This window comes from Lacticaseibacillus sp. 22, assembly GCF_055413445.1.
Genome location: NZ_JBVAYD010000002.1, coordinates 179112 through 202115, shown reverse-complemented (window position 1 = coordinate 202115; position 23004 = coordinate 179112). Strand labels below are relative to the sequence as shown.

Genomic DNA, 23004 nt, shown 5'->3' with positions numbered 1-23004 from the left:
ACAATAACAGTTAATCTGGCTGAGGGCACATGAAGAAAATTCTTATCAAACTGCCATTTTTCTGTTAACCTTAAAACAACACTTGTTACCGTTTTTAGAAAGGTGGGTATTTATGACTTCAGCAACAGCTTATGTCGAATCGGTTCTCGCAACGCTCAAACAACGCGATCCGCACCAGCCGGAGTTTTTGGAAGCAGCGACAACCATTTTAAAAACCGTTGTCCCCGTTTTTGAAAAATATCCTGAATATATGAAAGCAAACATTCTTGGACGCTTGGTTGAACCGGAACGGGCCATCCAATTTGCCGTGCCGTGGCAGGATGACCAAGGCCAAATCCAAGTGAACCGCGGCTTTCGGGTGCAATTCAATTCAGCCATCGGTCCATACAAAGGCGGCTTACGGTTACATCCGTCAGTCAATTTAAGTATCGTGAAATTTTTGGGCTTTGAACAGATCTTCAAGAATAGCCTGACGACCTTGCCAATCGGTGGGGCAAAAGGCGGGGCTGATTTTAATCCCAAAGGTAAGTCGGATGCGGAAATCATGCGTTTTTGTCAAAGCTTCATGACCGAGCTGAGCAAATACATCGGGCCGGACCTGGATGTGCCAGCTGGGGATATTGGCGTTGGCGCACGGGAAATCGGTTACCTATATGGTCAATACAAGCGACTTAAAGGGGCACAACGCGGCGTTTTAACCGGCAAAGGTCTCAGTTATGGCGGCTCATTGGCGCGCACGGAGGCTACCGGTTATGGCTTGATCTATTATACGGATGAATTACTCAAGGCTAATGGCGAAACGCTTGCCGGTAAGCGGGCGGTCATTTCCGGTGCTGGTAATGTTGCCATTTATGCTGCTCAAAAAGCTGAAGCACTGGGGGTTAAAGTGCTCACGGTTTCCGACTCAAATGGTTACGTGGTGGATGAAAATGGGATCGATCTTGCCACTGTCAAGCAAATTAAAGAAGTAGAACGTGGCAGAATCAAAACTTATGCCGAGCGGGTTGACGGCGCCAAATATTATGAAGGTTCGGTTTGGGACGCAGCGCTTAAGTTTGATCTGGCCTTGCCGTGTGCCACCCAAAATGAAATTAATGGAGCGCAGGCCAAGCGCTTTAAGGCTGCAGGCGTGATCGCCGTGGCAGAAGGCGCCAACATGCCCAGTGATCCGGATGCCATTGCGGCTTATCAGCATGACGACATTTTATACGGTCCGGCCAAAGCGGCCAATGCTGGCGGCGTGGCAGTTTCCGCACTCGAAATGAGCCAAAATTCGCGGCGTTTAAGCGATGGCTTCGACACGGTTGACGGTCAGCTGCACGAGATTATGCAGCATATTTTCAAAGCCAGTGCCGATGCTGCCGCCGAATATGGGGTTCCAGGTGATTACGAGGCAGGTTCCAACATCGCCGGCTTCTTGAAAGTGGCTGATGCCATGTATGCACAAGGCATGTAGTTGGCCGGATCCGATTTGGTCTACACCACTCGTGGCAATTAACCGATCGCAAATAAATTTGCCAGAAATTCGAAAATAAATTAGGTGTTTCTTGCTGAACGTGTTATACTCTGTTCATGGTAATACTTGAACGGGAAACATCATGTAACATGAATTTCCTTTTTAGGATTACGGTTGTCTGTTGTTGTTAGTTTTGAAAAGGAGATTCACTTTCATGCAAAAAGGTACAGTTAAATGGTTCAACGCTGATAAGGGTTACGGCTTCATCACTGGTGAAGACGGCCAAGACGTTTTCGTACACTTCAGCGCCATCAACGGCGAAGGCTACAAGAGTCTTGACGAAGGTCAGGCTGTTTCCTACGATGTAGAACAATCTGATCGTGGCCCTCAGGCTGCTAACGTTACCAAGCTTTAATTCTTGGTTCGTTGAAAAAGATCCACTCGGGAAACTGAGTGGGTCTTTTTTTGTGTGAGCGCGAGCCGGCGCGGTTGGAAGTCGGAGTGTAAGCGGCCTTAGGCGTGATGGCCCGGTCTTGGCCATTGCGCCCAAGGTCCTTACACGCAGATTGCTGCGCTGGAGAGCGCGTTATAGAACGCAAAGTCAAACCAAACAATCGCCTACAAAAGAAACCAATCTCCGCGCGTTATCGCTTATTCTCAAACCTTTCACAGGCAGCTGAAGATCCCCGCAAAACCAAAAAATAAATCCTCACCCCAACGTCCACTGCCAAACGCTAACCAAAACCCAACAAGCAAACGGCATTGCCACAAGAAACAGACCAATAAACACAACCCCCGGCGCGTCACCTGTATCCGCCCAAAAATACGAAAGTGGCAACGAGATGGCCGCAATGATGATCGTAATGAGCCCGAGAAGCCACTGAAGTCGGTGAACGTTACGGCTAACGAGCTTAGGATTGCGCACTAGTTGCCATAACAACACCGCGCCTGTGATGATACAGCCGATTACGAACCAACCACCTAATAAAACCAGTATGAGAACTGTCGTGATTTTAGATGTGAATAGTAACAAGATGGTTGCCCAAATACCGATTGCCAAGAAAGCTAAACTACCAAGTCCTAAGCAAAGTGGCAAACCAAACCGATAAATACTTGACTGGTTAAATGATTTATTCATCTTAAACGCCCTCCGTTTACCTTTCACTGTAAACTTCTAAACGGGCGAGTTTCGCTAAGTCGTGAATTCTTGTAGGAAAAGTAAAAAAACGCGAACCAGAAATCAACAATTGCTGATTTCTGGTTCACGCTAAACTGGGATGGCGCGATTCAATTCATGACACCCGATGAAGGAATGAACCACCTTACTGAGGGCGTTGCGCTTATTCACCTAAAGTTGGCTCATCAGTGAATTCATCGACAATGCGGAAGGTGACATTTTCATTTTCTTTCAACAGTTTGGCAACCGGACACTCGTCTAAAGCCTGGGTGACAATCTTTTGGGCTTCTTCGCGAGTGTGGCTTGGCATGAGAATCTGGGCATCCACAATGAATTTGTAGCCGATTTTGTCACGGACGATATCGACACGGGTGCGTAATTGGGAATCCTCTGCGGTGCCTTCGCGATGCTGAACGATACGAATGGTGGCATTGAAACAAGTAGACAGTGCAAAGGCGATAAACTGCTCCGGATTGGTACCCGGCGCATCAATGAGCGAGCTGGAAACGCCCAGTGCTAATCCTTGGTTGCCTTCAACATAACTTTCACCAACCAGACCATTTTCGTTACGGACATAGGTATGATATAAAGAACGCTCTGCCATGCTATCCATCCTTTCTTTGAGCTTTCATCGTGAGTATACCATGGAACCGCTTAACATGGTGTTATTGTGGCTCGCGCGCGCATAGCTTTGGATTTTCGTTTATAGCAACGGGTGTAGGCGAATCATCTTTGTGGCAACCTGATCGATAAAATGTTCATCGTGTTCGACAAAGAGCATCGTTGGTTGATATTGGCGGACGGCCGCAATAATCTGATCTTGATTGTAGGTATCCAGATAATTAAGTGGCTCGTCCCAGATGTAAAGCGCTGCAGGCGTTGCCAGGGAGCGGGCCACTTCCACTTTCTTTTGCTGGCCCATACTCAAATGTTCAATCGGCGTGGCAAAATCAGCGCGCGGCATACCAAGCTTGCGTAAGTTATTGAGCAATGCTTCGCGACTAAGCTGGTGGGTTTCGGCAAAGTCTGGAAGGGTACCGCGGTTATCGGCATACTGCTGACGTACCAGACTCAGAGATACGGGTGCCAGCTTCAACAGACCACGGCTGATTCCGTTAAACTGACCCAGCAATGCGCGGATCAAGGTTGATTTACCACTGCCGTTTTCCCCAACAATGGCAATGCGATCGCCACGGTGTAAGGTGAACGAAATCGGCTCGAATAACGGTTGCTCAAAGCCGAGTTGCACCTTTTCCGCCACAATCAATTGGTGCTGGTGGGTCGGCTGCGGATTCATCGTTAAAGGATCGACTTTTTCCAGATTTTTGAGCAGCTGTTCTTTTTCTTCGATTTCTTTGTTCATCCGGTGTTCCAGGTTTTTACTTTTTTTCATGGTTCTTGCTGCGCGGGCGCTGATAAAGCCGCGACCCCTATGACCGCTATTTTTAACGTGCCGATCGCCGTAAATACTGCGCTCTTTATTTTCGGCCCAGAGTTTCTTGTCATAAGCCGTTTGTTTGAGCCGACTGATTTCGGTTTTTAAATGGGTATTTTGGGCAATTTCGGTTTGATCCTGGCGCGCTTTTTCAGTTGCAAACGTCGTGTAGTTGCCTTGATATAGCGTGATTTTCTGGCGTTCAATGGCCAAGGTGTGATCGGTGATAGCATCTAAAAAATCGCGATCATGACTCACAACGATAAAGCCGGGTTTTTGCTGCAAATAGGCTGCTACCTGCCGGCGACTGCGCAGATCAAGGTGATTGGTTGGTTCGTCGATGAGTGCAAAGCCATCGGTCTGGATGAAAAGCAACGCCAAGCGCACTTTGGTTTGTTCACCACCGGATAAATCAGCAAACGGTCGCCAAAGAATCGCAGGATCGGCATGCAATAAGTTGAGTTCGCGCTCAAGTTGCCACTGGGCGACATGGTTAAACGCCTGAGCAGCATCCAATGTCACCTGAGATTCATCGAGTCCTTGGGGAAAATATTGCAGCGGCAGTGGTACGGTGATCGTACCGCGATAATCAAGTTGTTTTTGCAATAGGCGTAACAAAGTTGTTTTGCCGCGACCATTACGGCCAACTAAGCCGAGATGCCAGTTTGTATCAAGATCGAAACCGGCATCAGTAAAGATCGGTGCTTGGCCATCGTAAGCAAAGTGTAGATGTTTGATTTGGATGGTAGACATACAGCCACGTCCTTTCCGGGATGTGCCTGTGGTATCAAGACGGGTGGTGCTGCGGTGCTTTTTGAAATCGGGTTGTGATGAGCGTGAAAATGCTGGCTGATAACGCGCCGGTTCACGCTCACCATAACGCGTTCACCGGCGCAGAAGTCTGCGTGTAAGGACCTTAAGCGCAATGGCCAAGACCGGGCCATCACGCTTAAGGCCGCTTACACTCCGACTTCTAAGCGCGCCGGTTCACGCTCAGCTTCATAACGCGTTCACCGGCGCAGGAATCTGCGTGTAAGGACCTTGGTCGCAATGGCAAAGTGCGGCCATCACGCCCAAGGCCGCTTACACTCCGATTCCTAAGCGCGCCGGTTCACGCTCAGATAAAAAAGGTCAGCCCCCAAAATTAAGGCTGACCAAAATAGACGGAGTGTCCGCCATTGATCGCGCCCGATTGTCAAAAAGTCCACACGAATCCCGTTGATGATGACAGGACTTGGACATTTCAACAATTGGCGTTCTTCAATGGACGAGACCTCACTTTCGATTTAAAGTTAAACTAAAATTACCACGTGTTTTGTGCTGCGTCAACTTTTTACGGCTTCTTCAATTGGTGTTGGGCCAGTGGCAATTTTAATTGTTTCGCGGTGACGATCACTATCTAATGCGGCAACCAAGACATCGGCAACATCGGCACGCGGAATGGTTGATGGGCGTTGCGGCTGCAGCGTAATGGTTCCTTGCGCCGGTTCATTCGTGAGTGAGGTTGGCTGGACAATGACATAATCCAGATCCGTATTGTGGATTAACCACTCATCTGCATAATACTTAGCAATGTAGTAATCGTGCAATTGTGCAGGCCAGTGTGCCGGATCCTCAGCATCAAGTGCACTAAGCATGATGAAGCGGCCGACATCCTTGGCTTCGGCGGCTTTCATGGTTTTGATGGCCCCATCTAAGTCAACCCCGAGTAAATCTTTTCCCCGCGATCCTGCAGCGAACACAACTGCATCATGACCGGCGAAAAGGTCTGCTAATCGATTGACCGGCCATGACAGATCAAGCTCAACTGCGCGAAAGTTTTTCTCCGGATCGGGTGTCTGGGTGAGCGGGTCACGATAGCCTCCTGTGACCGTATCGCCTCGATCCAGTAATTTATGCACCAATAGCTGGCCGATTTGACCGTGGGGGCCGACAACAAAAATTTTCACAACAATGATCCTTTCTTGGAAAATGATTGTTATTAGTATAACGTTTTTTGTGCTGACGTGAAAGCGCTCGCCGCTGACTGAACACAGCAGTAATTGGGATGAGGCGTTGTTTTGACTAAATGATTTCCAGGGGAACGTGATGACGAGGCATCGGGAAGGCTTGATCAAATAGATCTAATTCGTCCGGTGAAAATGTGACGTCTGCTGCGGCAATGTTTTCTGCCATGTGGCTAGCTTCACCAGTGCGGGGGATGGATAGCACGTCACCATTGCGCAATACCCAGGCAAGCAGGAGCTGGTGAGTCGAAATGCCCTTGCTTTTTGCCAAGTCGGTGAGTTCCGGAGTTAGCTTGATGGATTTGCCGCTGCCGGAACCATAAGGCGAGTAACCAATCGTGGTGATCCCTGCCTGCTTCTGGCGTGGAAGTAGGTCAAAGTCAATACCGCGTGATTGTAGGTTATACAAGACTTCATTGGCAACGACTTGCTCGCCACCCGGTTCCAAAGTGAGCTGATCCATATCGTCAACATCGAAGTTTGAGACCCCGTATTGGCGAATCAGTCCCTCTTTTTTCAGCTCTTGTAAGCCTTCAAGGGTTTCCGCCAGTGGGGTAGCCCCGCGCCAGTGAAGTAGGTAAAGATCGAGATAATCGGTTTTAAGTCGCGACAAGCTATTTGTCAGCGCCGTTCGCATTTGCTTTTTGTCGGCATGTGACGGATAGAATTTAGAGATCAGATAGATATTGGCCCGTGGGTAATCGCCTAAAAAGCTGCCGATCAAGGTTTCCGCCGCGCCGTTGCCATACATTTCGGCTGTATCAATCACCCGCAAGCCGTGATCTAACCCGTACTTTAAAGCTTGGGTTTCGCGTGCGCTTTGTTCAGCGTTGCCTTCACCTAAATACCAGGTGCCCATTCCGACAATTGGAACCGTTACATCGCCAATATTGATCGTTTTCATAAAAGCAAACCCCTTTCCTTTGCATGTGTTTGCCACTTGTTCCGGATGAGCAAACACAGGCTGCTTCATACAGTTTCATTATACAAATTAGCCGTGAAATAAAAACACTCATAGAAAAATGTCAGAAAAGATGCAAGGTGAGAGGGTCTGGCAAGTGAAAGTTTGAAAAATTTGCAGTCAGCGCAATCAGGACATAGCTTTAAAGGTCATTGTCTTGATCCATTACCGGCTTTGTTTTGCTGTTTCCATGGCGATAATAGATGAAATAATGCAAGCTCACCAAACTTAAAAAGATAATCCCGACTACTAATGAAATACTTGTTTCCGGATTCAGCAACATGAAAAATAAAGTGAACACAAGGAAAATAAGTGTGAGATAATTACTGTATGGTGCGAATGGCATTTTGAAAGGATGGTCCGTCATTTTATCGGCGTGAACTTTTCGAAACTTGATTTCACTAATAAGAATCACAAACCAGGGAACCATTCCTGGCAAGACGCTGGAACTATAGACGAGAACGAAAACATTTTTCGCTGCTGGCGCCACGTAAGGCAGGATGGCGTTTAAAAGCACACCGAGTAAAATGCCGCCGCCGACCGAAACAACGGGATAAAAAGGGACTCCATGGCGATTTAGTTTTGTGAAGATTCGCGGTAACTGTTTGGCATCTGCCAATGTGTAAAGCATACGACTAGCAGAATAAATGCCGGAATTTGAACCTGATAATGCGGCGGTGATCACCACAAAGTTGATGAGTGATGCCGCAAAGGTAATGCCGATTTTGGCAAAGGTTTGAACAAAAGGAGACCCTAAAGCGCTAAGTTGATTCCAAGGATAAACGGCTACAATCACGAAAATCGCACCAACGTAAAAGATAAGAATTCGCCCGATGGTGTCTTTGACCGCTTTAACAATTGTTGGTTGCGGGTTTTCCGCTTCCCCAGCTGTGATGCCGAGTAACTCAACGCCTTGGTAAGAACCAAGTACAATGGACAAGGCAAAGCAAAAGCCCGTAAAGCCACCCGTGAAAAATCCGCCGTGGGTCCACAAGTTACTAATCCCCACTGGCCGACCGCCATTTCCTAGTCCAAATAAAATGACGCCGAGACCAGCGATGATCATCAACACAATGGTTACGACTTTGATCAAAGCGAACCAGAATTCCAATTCGCCAAACATTCGCACCGAAATCAGATTCGCCAAAACAAGGAAGGTGATCGCAACCAGGCCAGGCAGCCATGCCGGCAGCCCGGGCCACCAAAATTTGAAGTATTCACCAATGGCAATCATCTCTGACATGCCTACCACAACAAATTGGAAGATATTACTCCACGCGGTTAAATAGCCAAAAAGCGGGTGCATGTATTCACTGGCAAATTTGGCAAATGAACCAGTTGCCGGATCAACGTACAGCATTTCGCCCAACGCCCGCATGATGAGATAAAGAAAAAGTCCGGCAATGATATAGGCAATTAAGACAGAAGGACCGGTCCATTTGATGGTGGCACTAGCGCCCATGAAAAGGCCAACGCCGATGGTTCCGCCAAGCGCAATCATCTGCATATGGCGGCCACTGAGTTTTCGTTGCATGTTAAGTTCGCTTCTTTCATTGTTGTGACATACAAGAGAAGACTATACAAGAAAAGTCTATTTTTCGCAAACAGATGAATTTGAAACGTAGACATGATTAACGCGTTAATGTAGGCTATTAATCAGGTCATAACCTAGGAAAGTACGCTGATTTTGTCGTTTAATTGTTCGAATATCAGGATAGAAAGCAAGAGCTGGTGGAGCGGTGGCGGGCTCAGTGGCGCCCACCACTCTAGCTGCGCGGTCGCCAGCCTGCCACCGCGGAGCCAGCTCGGAGTAACGGAGATCACTTATTAGAGTAGAACCGAGAAAAGATTGACACTTACCGTTTGATTAAGGCAATGTTCGCGTATGACTTTTTGCGTTAAACTAGTACCGGAACACTTAAATTTAAGTAGGATATGAGGAAATATTTTGGATAATAAGCTAAAAACATCATTAAATGCTTATATGGCAAAGCATGGATTGAATACCAACGCCGCTTCAATCGCGATTGGTGTATCCGTACCGACCCTGCGAAAGGCGCTGCGTGGTCATAACGTCAGTCGTAAAACGACCGCAAAGATTGAAAGCATCATCGCATCGGGAAAAGTCCCGGAAGCAGCAAAGACCACGGTAAAACGGACCCCAAAGAAGACAGCTGCGGCGAAATCAGTCGCTAAGACTCCAGCCGCTAAGACGCGCACACGGCAGACGACTGCCAAAGCGCCAGCAACGAAACCAAGCACAACGAAGCAAGCCGCAACAAAGACGCCAACTCGACAGGCAAAAACGCAAACGCAGCCAACAAGTATTGCTGCCACCGATCAGAATCAGGCGGCCGTACATTCTCAGGAAAATTCAGCCAGTCCGCAATCACCGCGCCGGACAACCAAACGAGTTGCCCGCACAACAACGACTGGCCGACAAGTGAATCGCAATACCCGGCAATCACCGTCAACCAATGGTGCTAACACTGCGAGTGAGTCACAGTCGACCACCAAACGGCCGACAACGCGCAATCATCGTTTCACCATTCGCCAGCAGCCTGATGTCGCAACCCAGCAAGCACAAAGCGAGGCCAACAAACGTCAGGCGCAGGCAGCAAACAGTCAGTCTACCGCTAATTCAATGAGCACGTCTGAAAGCACCGACCGCCGCGAAAACGGTGTGCGCCATACCAAGCAACACACACCAACCGGAAAAACAGATGCAACGCGGCACAACAGTACAAGCGAGCACGAACCGGTTCGGCGTGATCGGCGCAATGTGCGGCTCGATCGCAACAAACAAAACGGTACGCGGCGACCGGGACGGCCAAGACAGAATCGCTTCGCTGCCAATGCTGATCCGCAAAATTGGCAACCCATGACGCAATCAGCTTCTACAAGCAATTCACAATCGCTTAGCAATCAAGATGCCAGTCAACACCGGACTCCTGCTGTTGTTAATAAAGTGACAACCCACACGCCAAGCGTCATCCGATCCACGTCAGCTGATCGTGCTAGCACAAACGGTAGCGCTGCAAACAGTACTAGCAATGCCGCCAATACACAGTCAGCGGAGAATCGGTCGGCGCGCGCCAATTACGGAACGCATGATGAGGTGCCACTGGTAACCGGGAAGCAATTACGTCTTTTCATTGATGAAAGTTTTGAAGAGCATCGACCGGATCCGCGGATGATGCATATGGGAATTGCCGCCATTTTACCGGAAGGCGACGATGAAAGCTTAGCCGGTTTCCGGAACGCGCTTTATCCCTATGGCTGGGAGCCAGGGGATGAAGTTAAAGCCCGCGGCAAACAGGTTGATGCATTGACGCAACTGATTAAAGCTGCCAAGCATGAAAACATGGGCATGTATACGGTCTTTTCACGTAAAACAACTTACCCGGATTTTGCACCATCAATGGAATATCTTTATCCATATATCGGAGCAACCATCCATGTCTTGCGTGATGTCCATACCACATTTGATGATATTGTGATCATGATCGATCATCGAAATGAGTTGGAAGGCAATCAGCTTGTGATGGGCGCCGATATCGTTAGTCGTTACTTGACCCTGTCACTGGAACGGCCAATTAAGGTTCGGTTTGAATTTGCGGACTCGCGTGAACATCTTGGGTTGCAACTATCCGACTTTATTGCTAATGCTGCGTTGCGGTTAAGCAAAGATGAGCTCAGTCTGATCGGGATCACGCCGATGCCTGAATTAGGCATTTCGCAGCACGATCAGCTTGTTCGCCTTACTTTATTGGGCCTGCAACAGGTTGTCATGGGGGTTCGCGCGGAACGGGCCGCAATGCCTTCCAAGCATTCCCAGCCGGATCGGTTCATGCAGCTGATCTTTGATGCAACCTACGCCGATTCGGATCTGGTACGCGGGGCTTTACCGGTTGTCAAAAATGCGGTGGAACAACTCATTGATGTGTTACCAAATGCTCGTGTCGGTCAAATCTCCGGCATGCCAAACCAAAGCTGGTACGACATGACTGCACGCATGGCCGGCTTGTTACGCTACATCAATAAGGATCCAAAGCCATATGGTAAGGTTCTAGCCAAGATTGAAAGTGTTACAAAGACGGCTGCCGATGAGCTTGAAATGGCTTTAGACTCAGGTTCAAAGACAAAACGGTAAAAGAGACCGTTCGTTGAGTTAATTGCAAAATAAAAACCGGTTGTAGAGAATTTTCTCTGCAGCCGATTTTTTTATTTTGCAAGGGGCATATTCTGAAATGAAAGAAAGGCAAAATAGTCTAGTCGATAAAACTGTCCTGATTTTTCAAATAGGTGATTTCGTCAAAGGTGATTCGGGTTTGGAGGCGCTGCATGAGGTCGCGACTTAGCTTTCCATCCGTAAAAGCCTGTTGAATGAACTCGTATTCGGCATGAAAGGCTTTAAGAAACATCGCGTACAAAGCATCCCCGTCAAATGACTCGGAATGGACCCGGCGATGACGATCACGGTAGAACCGCCGAATGGTATTAACCGCACTGCGATTTTGAATTGTTTCAATCCGTTGCAAATATCGCATGACCGCCGTATATCCAGCCTGTTCAATGGGCAAGAGATCTTCGCCGTGAGCCGCAAATTGGCGTTTCCAATAGATCGGCTCTAGGTTGAGCGGGGTGGTTAAAAAGGCGTTTTGGGCTTCATTAAACGCTTTATACATCCGGCCCATGTTGAACGAAAAGCGAAACCGGAGCCAAAGATTTTTCCAGAGTCGTTGATCCGCCGTGAAATCATTGAGATCAATGAAGCGGTTATAATAATGGGCTTCATCGCGAGTAATCGTGCCGTTCATCCGTAAGGTTTCAATGGCACTTTTTTCCGCAGTGATGGTGCCTTCAAAAATCGTTCGTTGCAGCCGCCGCGAAGGATTGTCATTTAAGATCATTTCCTGAGCTAAGGCATCGGCGACAATTTGTGCTTCACTGTGATGTTCGGTCTCATCGCGCATCGCATCAATGCCCGCCGCCAGCATGCGCCGTAACCAGATAAATTGGCGATTGCGTTTTGGCGGTTTAGGGACGCAAAACGGCAATATGATGACCGGAACGATGAGACTGAGGAGAATCTCAACAGCCGCAATGAGAATGAGTCCTTGGCGCAGGGCAAAATGGTGACCGGCAACGGTTTGCGGGATCGAAAAAGCCAGCGATAAAGTGATGGTTCCATTTGCACCACCGAGCATCATGATCAACGCATTGCGCCATCGATGTTTCTTGCCCATTTTCAATAACGTCCGACTCCAGATGAAGCGAACAAAGGATTTGGCCACGTAGATGAAAGCACCGATGCCAATGAGCAAGCCGAATAACCCTGCCTGCCCGCGTAATGCCTCAATCACGACATTTGGCAGCGAAACGCCTAGCAAAACAAAAACCAGCCCGGAAAGAACGGCAGCAATCATTTCCCACACATTGGCGCTAATAATTTGCATGCGGGCACTGGTCAACCGCAAGCGATCACGCTCAACGCCTTGGGCAATCCCTGCAGCCACAACTGCTAAAATACCGGAAAGTGCCAGTTCTTCAGCCAGAAAATAAACCAGTAACGGCGTCAGCAGCTGAATTCCGACCATAATTAACGGCTCATCATCACCGATACGGATTAACCAGGCTCTGAGATTGACAATAAAAATACCTGCCAGTGCGCCGAATAAAATACCGCCAAAGAAAACAAACAGGAAGTCGAGCAAAGCGTCAGTGGCCGAGAATTGTCCGGAAATATAGGCCGACAGTGCGAGATCAAACGCCACAATCCCCGCCGCATCGTTAAACAAACTTTCATTATTTAACAGCTGCATTTGACTGGTGCTTAACGGATTGGCCTGTGCAACGGCACTAACAGCGGAAGCATCAGTTGGGGTCACAATGGCAATCAAAGCAAATGCCAGACTCAATGGGATGACCGGGAAAAGTGCATGGACGCCGAAGCCTAAGATCACGACCGACACGAGCACCAAGCCGACTGCAAGTGACACAATATTCGTCAGTGACCGGCCGATTTGTCCTCGTGAGGCATTTTGACCTTCATTGAAAAGCAGCGGCGCGATGATAGCAAAGGAGAACGCCGATGGATCAATCGTAAAACTACGCAGGGATGGCATAATTGCCAACGCTGCACCAAGGCCAATTAAGAAGAATGGCAAGGGAATCTGCGGGACATGGCGAGCAAGCAAATTGCCAACGATAACCGTGGCCAACATGATGCCAAAAATAACGACTTGATTCACAGCGACTCACTTCCTAGCTTGACCGATTCGATCATTTTATTTTAGCACCAAACTGGGGAAAACACTGGTTGCAGGCTTGGAGAGCGTGAACCAGCCCGGTTTCTGGACAGGTGAACGCGTTTGGATCGCCTAGACGGTGCGCAAACGGACATACTGATTAAAAATCGGATTGGTTTATTTTTCAGCCTGATGTGTCGATAGTAGCAGTGGGAGCAAAAAAAGTGTCGGGAATATTTCGACACTTAGTAGGATAAGACTATTTTCCTTGACGTTTTTTTAACACGTGGTTCATCTTTCTAGCTGTGACCTGCCAGGAAAGATAAAGCGCCAGCCAGATGAGGACGTAAATGATCAAAAAGGCGATTAGAAAATTTGGGAGTGCCGATCCGACGAGAAATTGCCAGCCCATGAGATAGTTGGTGCCGATGACAATGGCGAAGGTGCCGATAAAATGAAGGCTATAGGCTACAGGCAGGCTGAGGGATTCATTGTCAAAAATAAGGGCGAGCATCCCGATTAAAGCGCTCATCACAAACAAGCCAGCGATGGTGCGTGGCGTTGGTGGGGTCAGTTGGACGTGTAGCATGAGCGCACCTAGATAAACAGTCGCACCGATCATCATACCGATAACGCTATCCGTGATAAGATCTTTGATGATTTTCATCGGGCACCTCACAATCCTAACAAGCGTTTTAACGCAGGAAGATATTTACGACTGACAGTTAACTTCATTTTATTCGCCATGAAGGCTGTCATGTTCCCGGAAAAAGACGCTTCTAGTGACGTTAAATAATTAATATTCAAAAGACTGCTTTTCGTTACTTGGATAAATGCTTGCGGGTCAAGTTTGGCCAAGACCGTTTTGAGTTGACCGCGGCTTTGATAAATATCTTGATGGGTATGGACAGAAAGCTGATCGCCGTATACTTCAACAGCCACGATCTCGTTGGTTGGCAAAACAACAACGCGTTCGCCAACGAGTAGCGGTAAGGTCGCGTGGCTGTCGGCGAGTTGCTGAATTTGTTGCAGTAACTGCAAAACAGCTGGTGACAATCGTGCAGCCTTGACGTGAACTTGCACGTCGTCTGGCTGCATCGTTGCGTCTTGCTCAAACGAAACTTTCATTGACACCCCTCCCGTAAAAAGTGCATGCATGATAGTGAAACGAATCATGGCGGTGTTGCGATAATATTGGAAAAAGCAACCATGATAATCAAATTAATTATACGCGGACAAGCGCTGTTTTTCGACTGACTTTGGCTATCAGAATGATGACCAGTCCGACAAGCAGCGTGAAGCTAGTTAGAATCAGGTAAGTTTGGCTTGATGAAAGCAGGCCATGCAGATCAATTCGGATGCCGAGCATTTTTTCAAAGGTCTGACGCGCCGTTGTCTGGTGAACGGAAAAAGTGGACTCTAGGGGTTGCTGTAGGAGTAACTGCCGGTATATTGCGGCATTGTAGGGAAAAGGCGTCAATTTCATCAAATTTTGCGCGGCAGTTGGAACAGAACCAATGGGAAGATAGACGCCAGCAAAGAAACCAGCTGCGGTTCCAATGATCGTCGAAATGCCGCTCATTGTGGTGACCCGGGACACGAAACTAAGAATCAAAAGGTTGAAAGCCGTCCAGACTAAGCTGCTAAACACGGCAAGGACGATAATCTGGCCGGTCAATTGCCAGGGAATGGCGATGTGGTCTAACCATAAAAAAGCACCAGACATAGCAAAGAACATAAGTAACTGCATGATGGTGCCAATGATCACGGCGCTAATCAGATAGCCCAACTCGATACGTAAATACGAAGCTTGAGTTAATAAATAATCGCTAAGTCGGCCAGTTTCGCGATCAACAATCATCCGCGCGAGACCATTTTGTGTGGTCGTGACAGCGGTGATGGTTAAGGTGCCGCCAATTAACCACGGATCCAGCAATTTTTCGGGATGTGCCAGTGGCCAAAGCGTGCTCATACTTTTCTTGAGAAAGACTAAATACAGTAAAAAGGCAATTAAAGCGCCCAGTACCGAGAAGAAGACCCCGGCGCGGTTGCGAAAGAATAGTAACAAATTGCGTTTGACAAATGCCCACATGTTAACGAATCTCCTTTCCGGTTAAAGCAACAAAAATGGTATTCATATCAGCCGCACGAAACTCAAAGTCAATGAGCTGCGGTTGTATAGTTGTCAGTAATGTGATGGCTGCTTGGGGATGGCTAACCTGCACCCGCACTGTGTCACCATCGATCTGGGCGGGGAGATTCGCTTGGGTTGCGGCTATTTGTACTTGTTGAGGTGCATGCGTGCGAACAATAAGCTGATGTCCGGCATACTGTTGTTTTAGTTGGCCAACAGTGTTCGCGGCGATAATCGTGCCCTGATCAATGACATAGACAAAATCTGCTTGTTCGGTTTCTTCTAAGTAATGTGTCGTCAAAATCACGGTTAACTGTGATTGCGCACGTAAGGAAGCGATGGCGGTCCAAATGGTTTGGCGGGTTTGAATGTCGAGGCCTGTTGTTGGTTCATCTAAAAAAAGGAGATGAGGATGATTGAGCAAGGCGCGCGCAATATCAACACGCCGGCGCTGACCACCAGACAATGTGCCGTAAGCTTGGCTAAGAATTGGCGTCAAATCAAATTGGTCGACCAAGTAATCAAACCAGGCCGGATCAGTTTTGGTATACATTTGGGAACGGATTTTCAAGTTCTCTTTTACAGTCAGCTGCCGATCTAAACGACTGTCTTGGAAGACAACACCGATTTGTTGCCGATAAGCCGCTTGATTCGGCGTGGCTGTGCCCATTGTGATCTTGCCGCTGCTGGGTTGAATTAATCCCGTCAGCATGCCGATGGTTGTCGACTTGCCTGCACCATTAGGCCCTAAAAAGGCAACTAATTGACCGGCTGGAATTGTTAGGTTGATATCATTGACGGCGGTTTTGGTACCGTATGTTTTTGTCAGATTCGTTGTTTCGAGAAGGATCATATCTATCACCACTTTTGTTTGATGATTCAAGCATAGCCAGTGCGAGCGAATCCGTCCCGCTGATGCCGATAAGTGGTCAAAATTGCAAGGTGAGTGGTCAGATGCCGAGGGCGAATGACAGCGGATATTTAACTTTGTGGACAAAAGGAAAGTGAACGTAACTGCAATTCGTCATGACAAGAATTTGAAATAAGTTCAATTAATGGGCACCAAAAAAAACGATGCCAGTCCGAAAACACTAGCATCGTTTTAAACATTGTCCAGTTGTTTGAAGTAAAAACAGCACAGCGGCTAACTCGAAATTCGCGTCAGGTAAACAGAAATGCCAAAATTCTTGCATCAACGTAAGGATTCTGGTGCAGACTGCTGTGATAGGCACCAAGCGGCGTTCCGTGATAGATGTAAAGCGTACTTGGAATATTTGCCGCGCGCAAGGCCTTTTCAAAGCGCTTGACGCCAGCGATGCTCACGGCCCAGTCGCCACTTGCACCAAAGATTTGACCGCCGATGACGAGGGTTTGGACTGATTTAGGGAATTGCTGTAATTGAGGTGTGGGGTCACGGTAAAACTCGCTTGCCAATGAAACGTACTTCACTACATGCGGCTGCGCATCAGTGTGGTGGGTCGTGAGGTATCTAAAACTGAGGTTGCTGCCCATAGAATGACCGACAAGATTGATCTTGGTGACGTTGTGTTTGGCACGTAGCCAATGTAACAAGGCAGTCAGTTGTCGGGTTTCCTTTTCCGGGGCTTTGGCGTCTTCAAAAACCACATTAACTAACGGATTCTTGCCGGTATACCGGTTAGCGCCAGTTATCGTGCGGCTGCCGGTCGCGCTGATGGTAATGGTCGTCACTTGATTGGAGGCGCGGTCTTGCTTGAAGCGGGTCACCATCGGGCCAAAAGTCAGGCCATTACTGGCATAGCCGGGGACAAATACGGTAACGATGGATGTTTGCCGGTAAGTCTGGGCATGAATGCGGCGACTGCCTAGCTGCCACCAAACCCAATAACTCCCTGCCAACAGTAGAAAGAGTATCAAAAGTAAGCGCCATCCCCAGCGGTGCTGACGTGATTGTTTGCGTGTCATGTTGCGACTTACCCCTTTTAACAACGGTATTTAGTCAACCACCGGTGATAGCAGGCACGGCCAGTACCGATTTAGTTGGCAGTTTTGGTAAATACGCTGCGCAAAACCGGACGCTGATAACGCGCTTGAATATGGCGATGATTATCTGCAAAAAGCTGCTGATAACGGTGTAATTGCTGCGTGCCAATGGTAACCGCCGTTTGATCGATGACATACCAAGCAACACCTTCTGTCAGCGGCGGCGTGGTTAAGGAGCCAAGATAGCGATATACCGTCCCTTGTTGCGGAATGAGCTGATCTAGGCTGAAGGCAACGGATCGGGTTGAATGGGCGGCAAAATGATCCAGTATTTGCTCAAGCACAACATTGTCAGGACCCAACGGCAAGAGAACCGCAACGACGCATAAGGCACCGATTGCTGACTGATGGACGAAATGCAGTTCGGCAGCGTGTTGATTGGTGATTTGGTGTTCGGCAGGTACATGAATATGGGCCTGCATCAATTGCCACTGATCCTGATCAATTCGGGTGCGACCGGTTCCGGTAAGCCGGATCGTAACCTGGTCATCGATTTCTTGTGTCACTCGCCACGACGTTTCAATTTTCAACGTTGACGGGTCAGCTGGAGTTGCCGGTAAAAGATTGATGGGTGATTGAAGTTGGCCAAAACCATTCGGCCATTTTTCCTGATGGTGATAATCTAAAACTGCCATGTTCATTGATTCCTCTCATCACTAGGGAATAACGTTCTTGTTGATTTTAAAAGCCAGATTCAACCGCGGCTGAATCTGGCTTTTGTGTAAGCGCGAGCCGACGCGTTATGGTGAACCAGCTAGTCGAGTAGTTTAACTGCCGTGCCGTATGCGACAACGCTTTGCATATCGCCGCCGATTGATCCGGAGTCAAATCGCATCATCACCACCGCGTCGCCACCTGCTTTGCGAGCTTCAGTACGCAAGCGGTCAATTGCCTTTTCGCGCGATTCATGCAGCATATCGCTATAGGCCTTGATTTCACCGCCAACAAGGTTCTTCAAGCCAGCACCGATGTTACTAATCACATTTTTGGACTGAGTGGTTAAGCCAAAAACTTCGCCAATGATTTCGTAATGTTTCCCGGGAATGTTCTCGGTGGTGGTAATCAAAATTTCCTGAGCCATCATGGGCCTCCTTATGAGTTGCTTGATCGTTACTTATGTACAGCGGACCATGTATCACAGTCTCACCGTGTTTTAGCCTACCACCGGTGTTTGCCGACAACAAGCGAAACGACTTTAACAACGGACGGCTGCGGTTGGTTATTGACCAAGCTGATTGGCGCGAACAAGCAGGCCCCATTAACATGGCTGCTTGCTATTGGTCAGGCTGACTTGATGAAACAAGTTGGTGGTTTATTGACGTTGTTTTGTTTGCAGGTAGGTACGATAGACGGCTAAAGCGGCATTATCCGGTGAATCAGGAAACATTTTTTCGGGCGCAAGCGATGCTGGCACCCATTTGGCTTCGGAAATTTCAGGTGAAGTGACTAAAGACTGCTTGGAAGTATGACTGATAAAGCCATGCATGAGACTGCCAGTTTTCCTGTACCAATATGTGCCAGCGTAGTCGAGTTGATCCAGATGGATGCCGAGTTCTTCTATAACTTCGCGCTTGGCACTCTCCTCAGCGCTTTCACCCGGCTGCATATAACCTGAGATGATAGAGACATATTTTTCAGACAAATAAGGCATTTTCACCAATGCAATCTCATCAAATTCATTGACGACCAGTACGAGGACGCAATCGGCAAATAATGGAAACCAAAAGCGTTGGCAAGTTTCACAGTAAGGCACATTCCCATCATCGCCTGCCAATTTTGGGGTGAGCGCGTGGCCACAGATAGGACAGAATTTAAAAGTCATGAGGGGCTCCTTGGGGTTGAGATTCTGTAATTGAACTCGCTTTCATAACGAAATTAATGATATTATAAATCTTAATAATGCCTAGTTGCTGCAAGCATGGTTTTAAACTGAAACATGAAGCAGGAGGCATACGGTTCAAAATTAACGTCATACAGGAGGAGGAGTTCAAAATATCCAATGCAAAGATATTACTAGTTGAAGACAATCGAGAATTTAGTGAATTGCTGAAACTGTATTTACAAGGCGAAGGATACATTTTAACTAGAGTGTTTGATGGCAAAATTGCTATGGATACGATTAAGAATAACACTTTTGATGTTGTCTTGTTAGATATAATGCTTCCTGAAAAAAATGGTTTTAATGTGTTGAAGGAATTGCGCCAGACCAAGATGACACCGGTGATTATCATAACTGCCAGAGATATGGACCAGGATGAGGTTTTGGGATTGAGCCTGGGAGCCGATGACTATCTGAAAAAGCCATTTTCACTGGTGGCATTAAACGCCCGTATAAAGGCTCAAATACGACGAACGACTCAATACGCGGTATACGGTTATGAAAAAATGCATACCCAGTCACAAGTTACATTTGCTGATTTACGATTAGATAATCTCAATCAAACAGTATATAAAAATGATCGGCGGCTCAATTTAACTGTCAAGGAATATAGACTTCTAAAGCTTTTAATGATTCACCCTGGTCATGTTTTTTCAAAGCAAGCAATTTATGAGAAAGTGTGGGGGGAATCCTATATTGGCGATGAAAACACAGTTAATGTCTGCATTAAGAGATTACGCGACAAAATTCAAGACGTTAACCAGCGCTACATTAGAACAGTTTGGGGAATCGGCTATGTCCTAGAGGCGGGGGTAGAATAATGTTGCTTATGTTGACTATCGTGCTAGCTGCCTTTCTTGTTATTTCTTTAGCCTATATCATTTCGTTAAAAACGAACTTGAAACGAGCAGGTCAAGAAATTTGGCGCTTATCGGAACAAGAGTTTTCGATGCCACTATTACAACAAACTAATGTCAAAGAATTACAACAACTCTATGCGAGTATCAATCATCTATTAAAGCTTAATCGAGATAATCGCCTCGCATATGAAAGCGCTTATCAAAAGATGACACAGACAATAGCTAACATAACTCATGATTTGAAAACGCCCTTAGCCACAGCCTTAGGATATTTAGAAATAATGGTGGCAAATGGATGTCAGTCTGATAGCGTGGTAAAGGTCAGAGCAAAGAGTTTGGAGGTCCAGCACCTTATAAACCAGTTTTCACAGTTGATACGAATAGAAGCTGGAGATCGGCGTAAACAAGTGCGGTTAGTCAATATTAATGAGCTCTGTCGAGAAGCGTTGTTTTCAATCCTAGCTCAACTAAAGGATAATAAGTTCGAAGTTGTTGCCAACATACCTGAATACCCCATCTGGATTAATAGTGACGATGATGCTATTCGTCGGAGTTTAAATAATTTGTTACAAAATGTTTGTGTTCACGGTGAAGATGGTCATTATTTAGAATTAATCTTGGCCGAAAGACTTGGGGAAATCCTTATAAAAGTTCGTGACCATGGTAAAGGTATTCAAAAGCACGATCTTGATGCAATTTTTGAGAGAACCTTTATGGCTGATGAGACTCGTTATAAGAGTGGTAAAGGTGGGGGGCTGGGTTTGGCTATCACAAAAGCTTTAATAGCTCAAATTCAAGGTTGTATTTACGTTGAAAGCCAACCACATATTTGCACCACGTTTACCATCGTGCTACCTAAGAATGCAAAGTAAGGAGTTTGTAAGATTTTCGACAGGGAAGTGTTAGAAATACCCATTAGACTATAACTTGTCAACAGACCAATTTCTAAAAAGGATGGGAAGCTATGGACTACTGCATTCAAACTCAGGGATTAAGTAAGCATTTTAAAGGGGTAACAGCTTTAAAGTCTGTAAATATGAATGTTAAACTCGGCGAGATATATGGGTTTCTTGGGCCAAACGGGGCTGGTAAAAGTACGGTTTTTAAGCTGTTGATGGCTTTGCTGAAGCCAGACGCTGGGAAAATTATGCGTCAAGCCGAAACTCTGTCTCAGGGGTTAAATGGCTTTTTTAGACAAACGGGTTCAATTATAGAGAATCCTTATTTCTATGAAGACTTAAGCGGGTATGAGAATCTTAAGATCCATGCTCGCTACATGGGTTATTATGTGGAGAATGATGCGCAGACAAAGATAAAAGACATTTTAAGACTAGTTCACCTGTCTGATACCGAAAAGAAGCCAGTTAGAGCTTATTCCTTAGGTATGAAGCAACGCTTAGCGATGGCTAGAGCATTGTTATGCGATCCAAAACTTTTAATTCTGGACGAGCCCTTCAACGGTTTGGATCCAGAGGGATTAGCAAAGATGAGGCAACTTCTTCTGGATTTGAATCAAAGGCAACGTACAACTATCATCATTTCTAGTCACTTATTAAGTGAAATATCCGCAATTGCTGATACGATTGGTGTTTTGAAACAGGGCGTTTTAATTCAGGAAATAGCTATGGAAAAAGTCAGGCAGAAGGAACGTCAGTGCATTGAAATTAAAGTAAGTAATCCTAATAGGGCCTCCTGCGTGCTGGAAGAAAAACTGAATATTCATGAATTCGATTTGGTCTCAAACCACAAAATTCTAATTTATGATACCGAAATTGATCGTGCTTTATTAATCAAGACTTTGGTAATGAATGATGTCGGAATTAAAAGTGCATTTCTTAAAGAGGGCTCGTTGGAAGATTACTTTTTAAAGTTGACGCGATAGTTATTATTAAAGTGAGGGCTACCATGGAAATGATTAAGCTAGAATTTGTGAAGTTTCGCTTACAACGACAAATAATTGGTGTTGCATTAACGATTATAGGCTTGCTTCTCTTTTTGACAATTTCCTTTGTAGATAATAAAGTGCATACAAATCAGGTTTTAGACACTAGCCAAAGTGTTCAACGAATGATTGCTTTTTTGGCTGCTAGTATGTTTATGGTGTATGCAGCAGGTTTGATATCTAAACTAATTATCGGTGAATATAACCATCGAACGATTCTCATGCTATTCTCTTATCCAATCAATCGAAAAAAGATTATTGGAGTCAAAATGGGTCTAATTACTGTATTTACATTGATCAGTACGTTTACTACATGTCTATTAGCGCACTTTTACGTTTATTGTATTGATCATCAATTCATGGTTACCGCAAATACTTTTACGCTTACTTCTGACGTTTTGATGGGGTATTTTTACTGTAGCCTTTTAGCAGCAATGATTGCTCTTTGCCCATTCATTCTTGGCATGATAAAGAAATCAATAATTGCAACCATGGCGACAGCTGTTCTTGGTATAATTGCTATTCAGACTATGGTGCCAAAAGTGCTTGTTTGGAACCGCGATTTTCTTAGGCTCGCTATACTAGGACTTGCATTAGCATCTTTGTCTTACATCATCGTTCAAACGAAGATTCTGGATTTTGATAAGTAGTTTTTGGATTGACGGAAGCACAGGGAAGCTGTTACATAATTCGGGAGCTTAAACAAAAGTATCCAAATATTAAGACGGCAGACCATAATTTCAAACCATGGGGAACCATGATTTGTCAGATTCTGAACGATAAAAAGAATGGACGGAAATTCCGTGCTGTGTCAAGATCCGCAATTTTCAGATTTAACTTTCCTTTGATTGCTCTGCCTTGGCGCAAGCTATTTCAATTTT

Annotated in this window: 22 protein-coding genes; 7 read left to right on the top strand and 15 right to left on the bottom strand. The window is 46.5% G+C overall.

The window, feature by feature from the left end; all coding sequences use genetic code 11:
* Positions 1-112 precede the first annotated feature (112 nt).
* Together gdhA and ACWP87_RS02235 are read left to right on the top strand one after the other, a co-directional pair.
* Positions 113-1456, top strand: a complete 1344-nt coding sequence (gene gdhA, locus ACWP87_RS02240) for an NADP-specific glutamate dehydrogenase (RefSeq protein WP_014569209.1) — start codon at positions 113-115, stop codon at positions 1454-1456.
* 214 nt (positions 1457-1670) lie between these two features.
* Positions 1671-1871 carry a cold-shock protein gene (locus tag ACWP87_RS02235; RefSeq protein ID WP_003563620.1) on the top strand — a complete coding sequence of 67 codons (201 nt, stop codon included), beginning with the start codon at positions 1671-1673 and terminating at the stop codon, positions 1869-1871.
* A gap of 294 nt (positions 1872-2165) precedes the next feature.
* On the opposite strand, the gene ACWP87_RS02230 is transcribed toward ACWP87_RS02235, so the two are convergent.
* The 6 genes from ACWP87_RS02230 to ACWP87_RS02205 all read right to left on the bottom strand — a co-directional run bounded on the left by ACWP87_RS02230 (position 2166) and on the right by ACWP87_RS02205 (position 8569).
* Positions 2166-2594, bottom strand: coding sequence for a hypothetical protein (locus tag ACWP87_RS02230; protein WP_014569207.1), 429 nt, complete (start codon positions 2592-2594; stop codon positions 2166-2168).
* 202 nt (positions 2595-2796) lie between these two features.
* Positions 2797-3237 carry an OsmC family protein gene (locus ACWP87_RS02225; protein WP_014569206.1) on the bottom strand — a complete coding sequence of 147 codons (441 nt, stop codon included), beginning with the start codon at positions 3235-3237 and terminating at the stop codon, positions 2797-2799.
* 99 nt (positions 3238-3336) lie between these two features.
* The gene (abc-f, locus tag ACWP87_RS02220; protein ID WP_014569205.1) at positions 3337-4821 is read right to left on the bottom strand and encodes a ribosomal protection-like ABC-F family protein; all 1485 of its coding nucleotides are present in this window, start codon (positions 4819-4821) and stop codon (positions 3337-3339) included.
* 572 nt (positions 4822-5393) lie between these two features.
* On the bottom strand, positions 5394-6017 hold the full coding sequence (locus ACWP87_RS02215) for an SDR family oxidoreductase (protein WP_014569203.1): 624 nt from the start codon (positions 6015-6017) through the stop codon (positions 5394-5396).
* Between the two features lie 115 nt (positions 6018-6132).
* Entirely contained in the window at positions 6133-6978 is an 846-nt protein-coding gene (locus ACWP87_RS02210) for an aldo/keto reductase (protein ID WP_005684180.1), read from the bottom strand.
* A gap of 199 nt (positions 6979-7177) precedes the next feature.
* Positions 7178-8569, bottom strand: a complete 1392-nt coding sequence (locus ACWP87_RS02205) for an amino acid permease (RefSeq protein ID WP_014569202.1) — start codon at positions 8567-8569, stop codon at positions 7178-7180.
* A 414-nt stretch (positions 8570-8983) separates the two neighbouring features.
* Here ACWP87_RS02205 and ACWP87_RS02200 point away from each other — a divergent pair, with 414 nt between their 5' ends.
* Positions 8984-11188: a DUF3800 domain-containing protein gene (locus tag ACWP87_RS02200; protein ID WP_014569210.1), complete on the top strand. Its 2205-nt coding sequence runs from the start codon at positions 8984-8986 to the stop codon at positions 11186-11188.
* 118 nt (positions 11189-11306) lie between these two features.
* On the opposite strand, the gene ACWP87_RS02195 is transcribed toward ACWP87_RS02200, so the two are convergent.
* From ACWP87_RS02195 to ACWP87_RS02155, 9 genes are all read right to left on the bottom strand, one after another.
* Positions 11307-13289, bottom strand: coding sequence for a cation:proton antiporter (locus ACWP87_RS02195; protein WP_014569211.1), 1983 nt, complete (start codon positions 13287-13289; stop codon positions 11307-11309).
* 256 nt (positions 13290-13545) lie between these two features.
* Positions 13546-13953, bottom strand: a complete 408-nt coding sequence (locus tag ACWP87_RS02190; protein WP_005684175.1) for a DUF3021 domain-containing protein — start codon at positions 13951-13953, stop codon at positions 13546-13548.
* An 8-nt stretch (positions 13954-13961) separates the two neighbouring features.
* Positions 13962-14414, bottom strand: a complete 453-nt coding sequence (locus tag ACWP87_RS02185) for a LytTR family DNA-binding domain-containing protein (RefSeq protein WP_014569212.1) — start codon at positions 14412-14414, stop codon at positions 13962-13964.
* Positions 14415-14511: 97 nt separating this feature from the next.
* On the bottom strand, positions 14512-15378 hold the full coding sequence (locus ACWP87_RS02180; protein WP_005715094.1) for an ABC transporter permease: 867 nt from the start codon (positions 15376-15378) through the stop codon (positions 14512-14514).
* Position 15379: 1 nt separating this feature from the next.
* The gene (locus tag ACWP87_RS02175; RefSeq protein WP_014569213.1) at positions 15380-16273 is read right to left on the bottom strand and encodes an ABC transporter ATP-binding protein; all 894 of its coding nucleotides are present in this window, start codon (positions 16271-16273) and stop codon (positions 15380-15382) included.
* A 308-nt stretch (positions 16274-16581) separates the two neighbouring features.
* Positions 16582-17364: an alpha/beta fold hydrolase gene (locus tag ACWP87_RS02170; protein ID WP_014569214.1), complete on the bottom strand. Its 783-nt coding sequence runs from the start codon at positions 17362-17364 to the stop codon at positions 16582-16584.
* 71 nt (positions 17365-17435) lie between these two features.
* Positions 17436-18077 (bottom strand): carbonic anhydrase family protein, encoded by a 642-nt coding sequence (locus tag ACWP87_RS02165; protein WP_015764864.1) that lies wholly within the window; start codon positions 18075-18077, stop codon positions 17436-17438.
* A 119-nt stretch (positions 18078-18196) separates the two neighbouring features.
* A complete protein-coding gene (locus tag ACWP87_RS02160; protein WP_005704915.1) occupies positions 18197-18523 on the bottom strand; it encodes a heavy metal-binding domain-containing protein in 327 nt (108 codons plus the stop codon).
* Positions 18524-18754: 231 nt separating this feature from the next.
* Positions 18755-19264 carry an NAD(+) diphosphatase gene (locus ACWP87_RS02155; RefSeq protein ID WP_014569216.1) on the bottom strand — a complete coding sequence of 170 codons (510 nt, stop codon included), beginning with the start codon at positions 19262-19264 and terminating at the stop codon, positions 18755-18757.
* Positions 19265-19341: 77 nt separating this feature from the next.
* Between ACWP87_RS02155 and ACWP87_RS02150 the strand changes: the two genes are divergently transcribed.
* The 4 genes from ACWP87_RS02150 (at position 19342) to ACWP87_RS02135 (ending at position 22773) form a co-directional block, all read left to right on the top strand.
* Complete coding sequence (locus ACWP87_RS02150) at positions 19342-20142, top strand: response regulator transcription factor (protein WP_014569217.1); 801 nt, start codon at positions 19342-19344, stop codon at positions 20140-20142.
* Positions 20143-20150: 8 nt separating this feature from the next.
* Positions 20151-21053 (top strand): sensor histidine kinase, encoded by a 903-nt coding sequence (locus tag ACWP87_RS02145; RefSeq protein ID WP_223804841.1) that lies wholly within the window; start codon positions 20151-20153, stop codon positions 21051-21053.
* 92 nt (positions 21054-21145) lie between these two features.
* The gene (locus ACWP87_RS02140) at positions 21146-22063 is read left to right on the top strand and encodes an ABC transporter ATP-binding protein (protein ID WP_014569219.1); all 918 of its coding nucleotides are present in this window, start codon (positions 21146-21148) and stop codon (positions 22061-22063) included.
* Positions 22064-22086: 23 nt separating this feature from the next.
* Entirely contained in the window at positions 22087-22773 is a 687-nt protein-coding gene (locus ACWP87_RS02135) for an ABC transporter permease (RefSeq protein WP_014569220.1), read from the top strand.
* Positions 22774-23004 lie beyond the last annotated feature (231 nt).

What these genes read in the sequence shown, in the direction of transcription:
- ACWP87_RS02140 (WP_014569219.1), top strand. Translation starts at nt 21,146, where the DNA reads ATGGACTACTGCATTCAAACTCAGGGATTAAGTAAGCATTTTAAAGGG.
- ACWP87_RS02230 (WP_014569207.1), bottom strand. Translation starts at nt 2,594, where the DNA reads ATGAATAAATCATTTAACCAGTCAAGTATTTATCGGTTTGGTTTGCCA.
- ACWP87_RS02150 (WP_014569217.1), top strand. Translation starts at nt 19,342, where the DNA reads ATGCCTAGTTGCTGCAAGCATGGTTTTAAACTGAAACATGAAGCAGGA.
- ACWP87_RS02145 (WP_223804841.1), top strand. Translation starts at nt 20,151, where the DNA reads ATGTTGACTATCGTGCTAGCTGCCTTTCTTGTTATTTCTTTAGCCTAT.
- gdhA (WP_014569209.1), top strand. Translation starts at nt 113, where the DNA reads ATGACTTCAGCAACAGCTTATGTCGAATCGGTTCTCGCAACGCTCAAA.
- ACWP87_RS02170 (WP_014569214.1), bottom strand. Translation starts at nt 17,364, where the DNA reads ATGACACGCAAACAATCACGTCAGCACCGCTGGGGATGGCGCTTACTT.
- ACWP87_RS02135 (WP_014569220.1), top strand. Translation starts at nt 22,087, where the DNA reads ATGGAAATGATTAAGCTAGAATTTGTGAAGTTTCGCTTACAACGACAA.
- ACWP87_RS02235 (WP_003563620.1), top strand. Translation starts at nt 1,671, where the DNA reads ATGCAAAAAGGTACAGTTAAATGGTTCAACGCTGATAAGGGTTACGGC.
- ACWP87_RS02180 (WP_005715094.1), bottom strand. Translation starts at nt 15,378, where the DNA reads ATGTGGGCATTTGTCAAACGCAATTTGTTACTATTCTTTCGCAACCGC.
- abc-f (WP_014569205.1), bottom strand. Translation starts at nt 4,821, where the DNA reads ATGTCTACCATCCAAATCAAACATCTACACTTTGCTTACGATGGCCAA.
- ACWP87_RS02155 (WP_014569216.1), bottom strand. Translation starts at nt 19,264, where the DNA reads ATGACTTTTAAATTCTGTCCTATCTGTGGCCACGCGCTCACCCCAAAA.
- ACWP87_RS02185 (WP_014569212.1), bottom strand. Translation starts at nt 14,414, where the DNA reads ATGAAAGTTTCGTTTGAGCAAGACGCAACGATGCAGCCAGACGACGTG.
- ACWP87_RS02210 (WP_005684180.1), bottom strand. Translation starts at nt 6,978, where the DNA reads ATGAAAACGATCAATATTGGCGATGTAACGGTTCCAATTGTCGGAATG.
- ACWP87_RS02205 (WP_014569202.1), bottom strand. Translation starts at nt 8,569, where the DNA reads ATGCAACGAAAACTCAGTGGCCGCCATATGCAGATGATTGCGCTTGGC.
- ACWP87_RS02225 (WP_014569206.1), bottom strand. Translation starts at nt 3,237, where the DNA reads ATGGCAGAGCGTTCTTTATATCATACCTATGTCCGTAACGAAAATGGT.
- ACWP87_RS02175 (WP_014569213.1), bottom strand. Translation starts at nt 16,273, where the DNA reads ATGATCCTTCTCGAAACAACGAATCTGACAAAAACATACGGTACCAAA.
- ACWP87_RS02160 (WP_005704915.1), bottom strand. Translation starts at nt 18,523, where the DNA reads ATGGCTCAGGAAATTTTGATTACCACCACCGAGAACATTCCCGGGAAA.
- ACWP87_RS02190 (WP_005684175.1), bottom strand. Translation starts at nt 13,953, where the DNA reads ATGAAAATCATCAAAGATCTTATCACGGATAGCGTTATCGGTATGATG.
- ACWP87_RS02165 (WP_015764864.1), bottom strand. Translation starts at nt 18,077, where the DNA reads ATGGCAGTTTTAGATTATCACCATCAGGAAAAATGGCCGAATGGTTTT.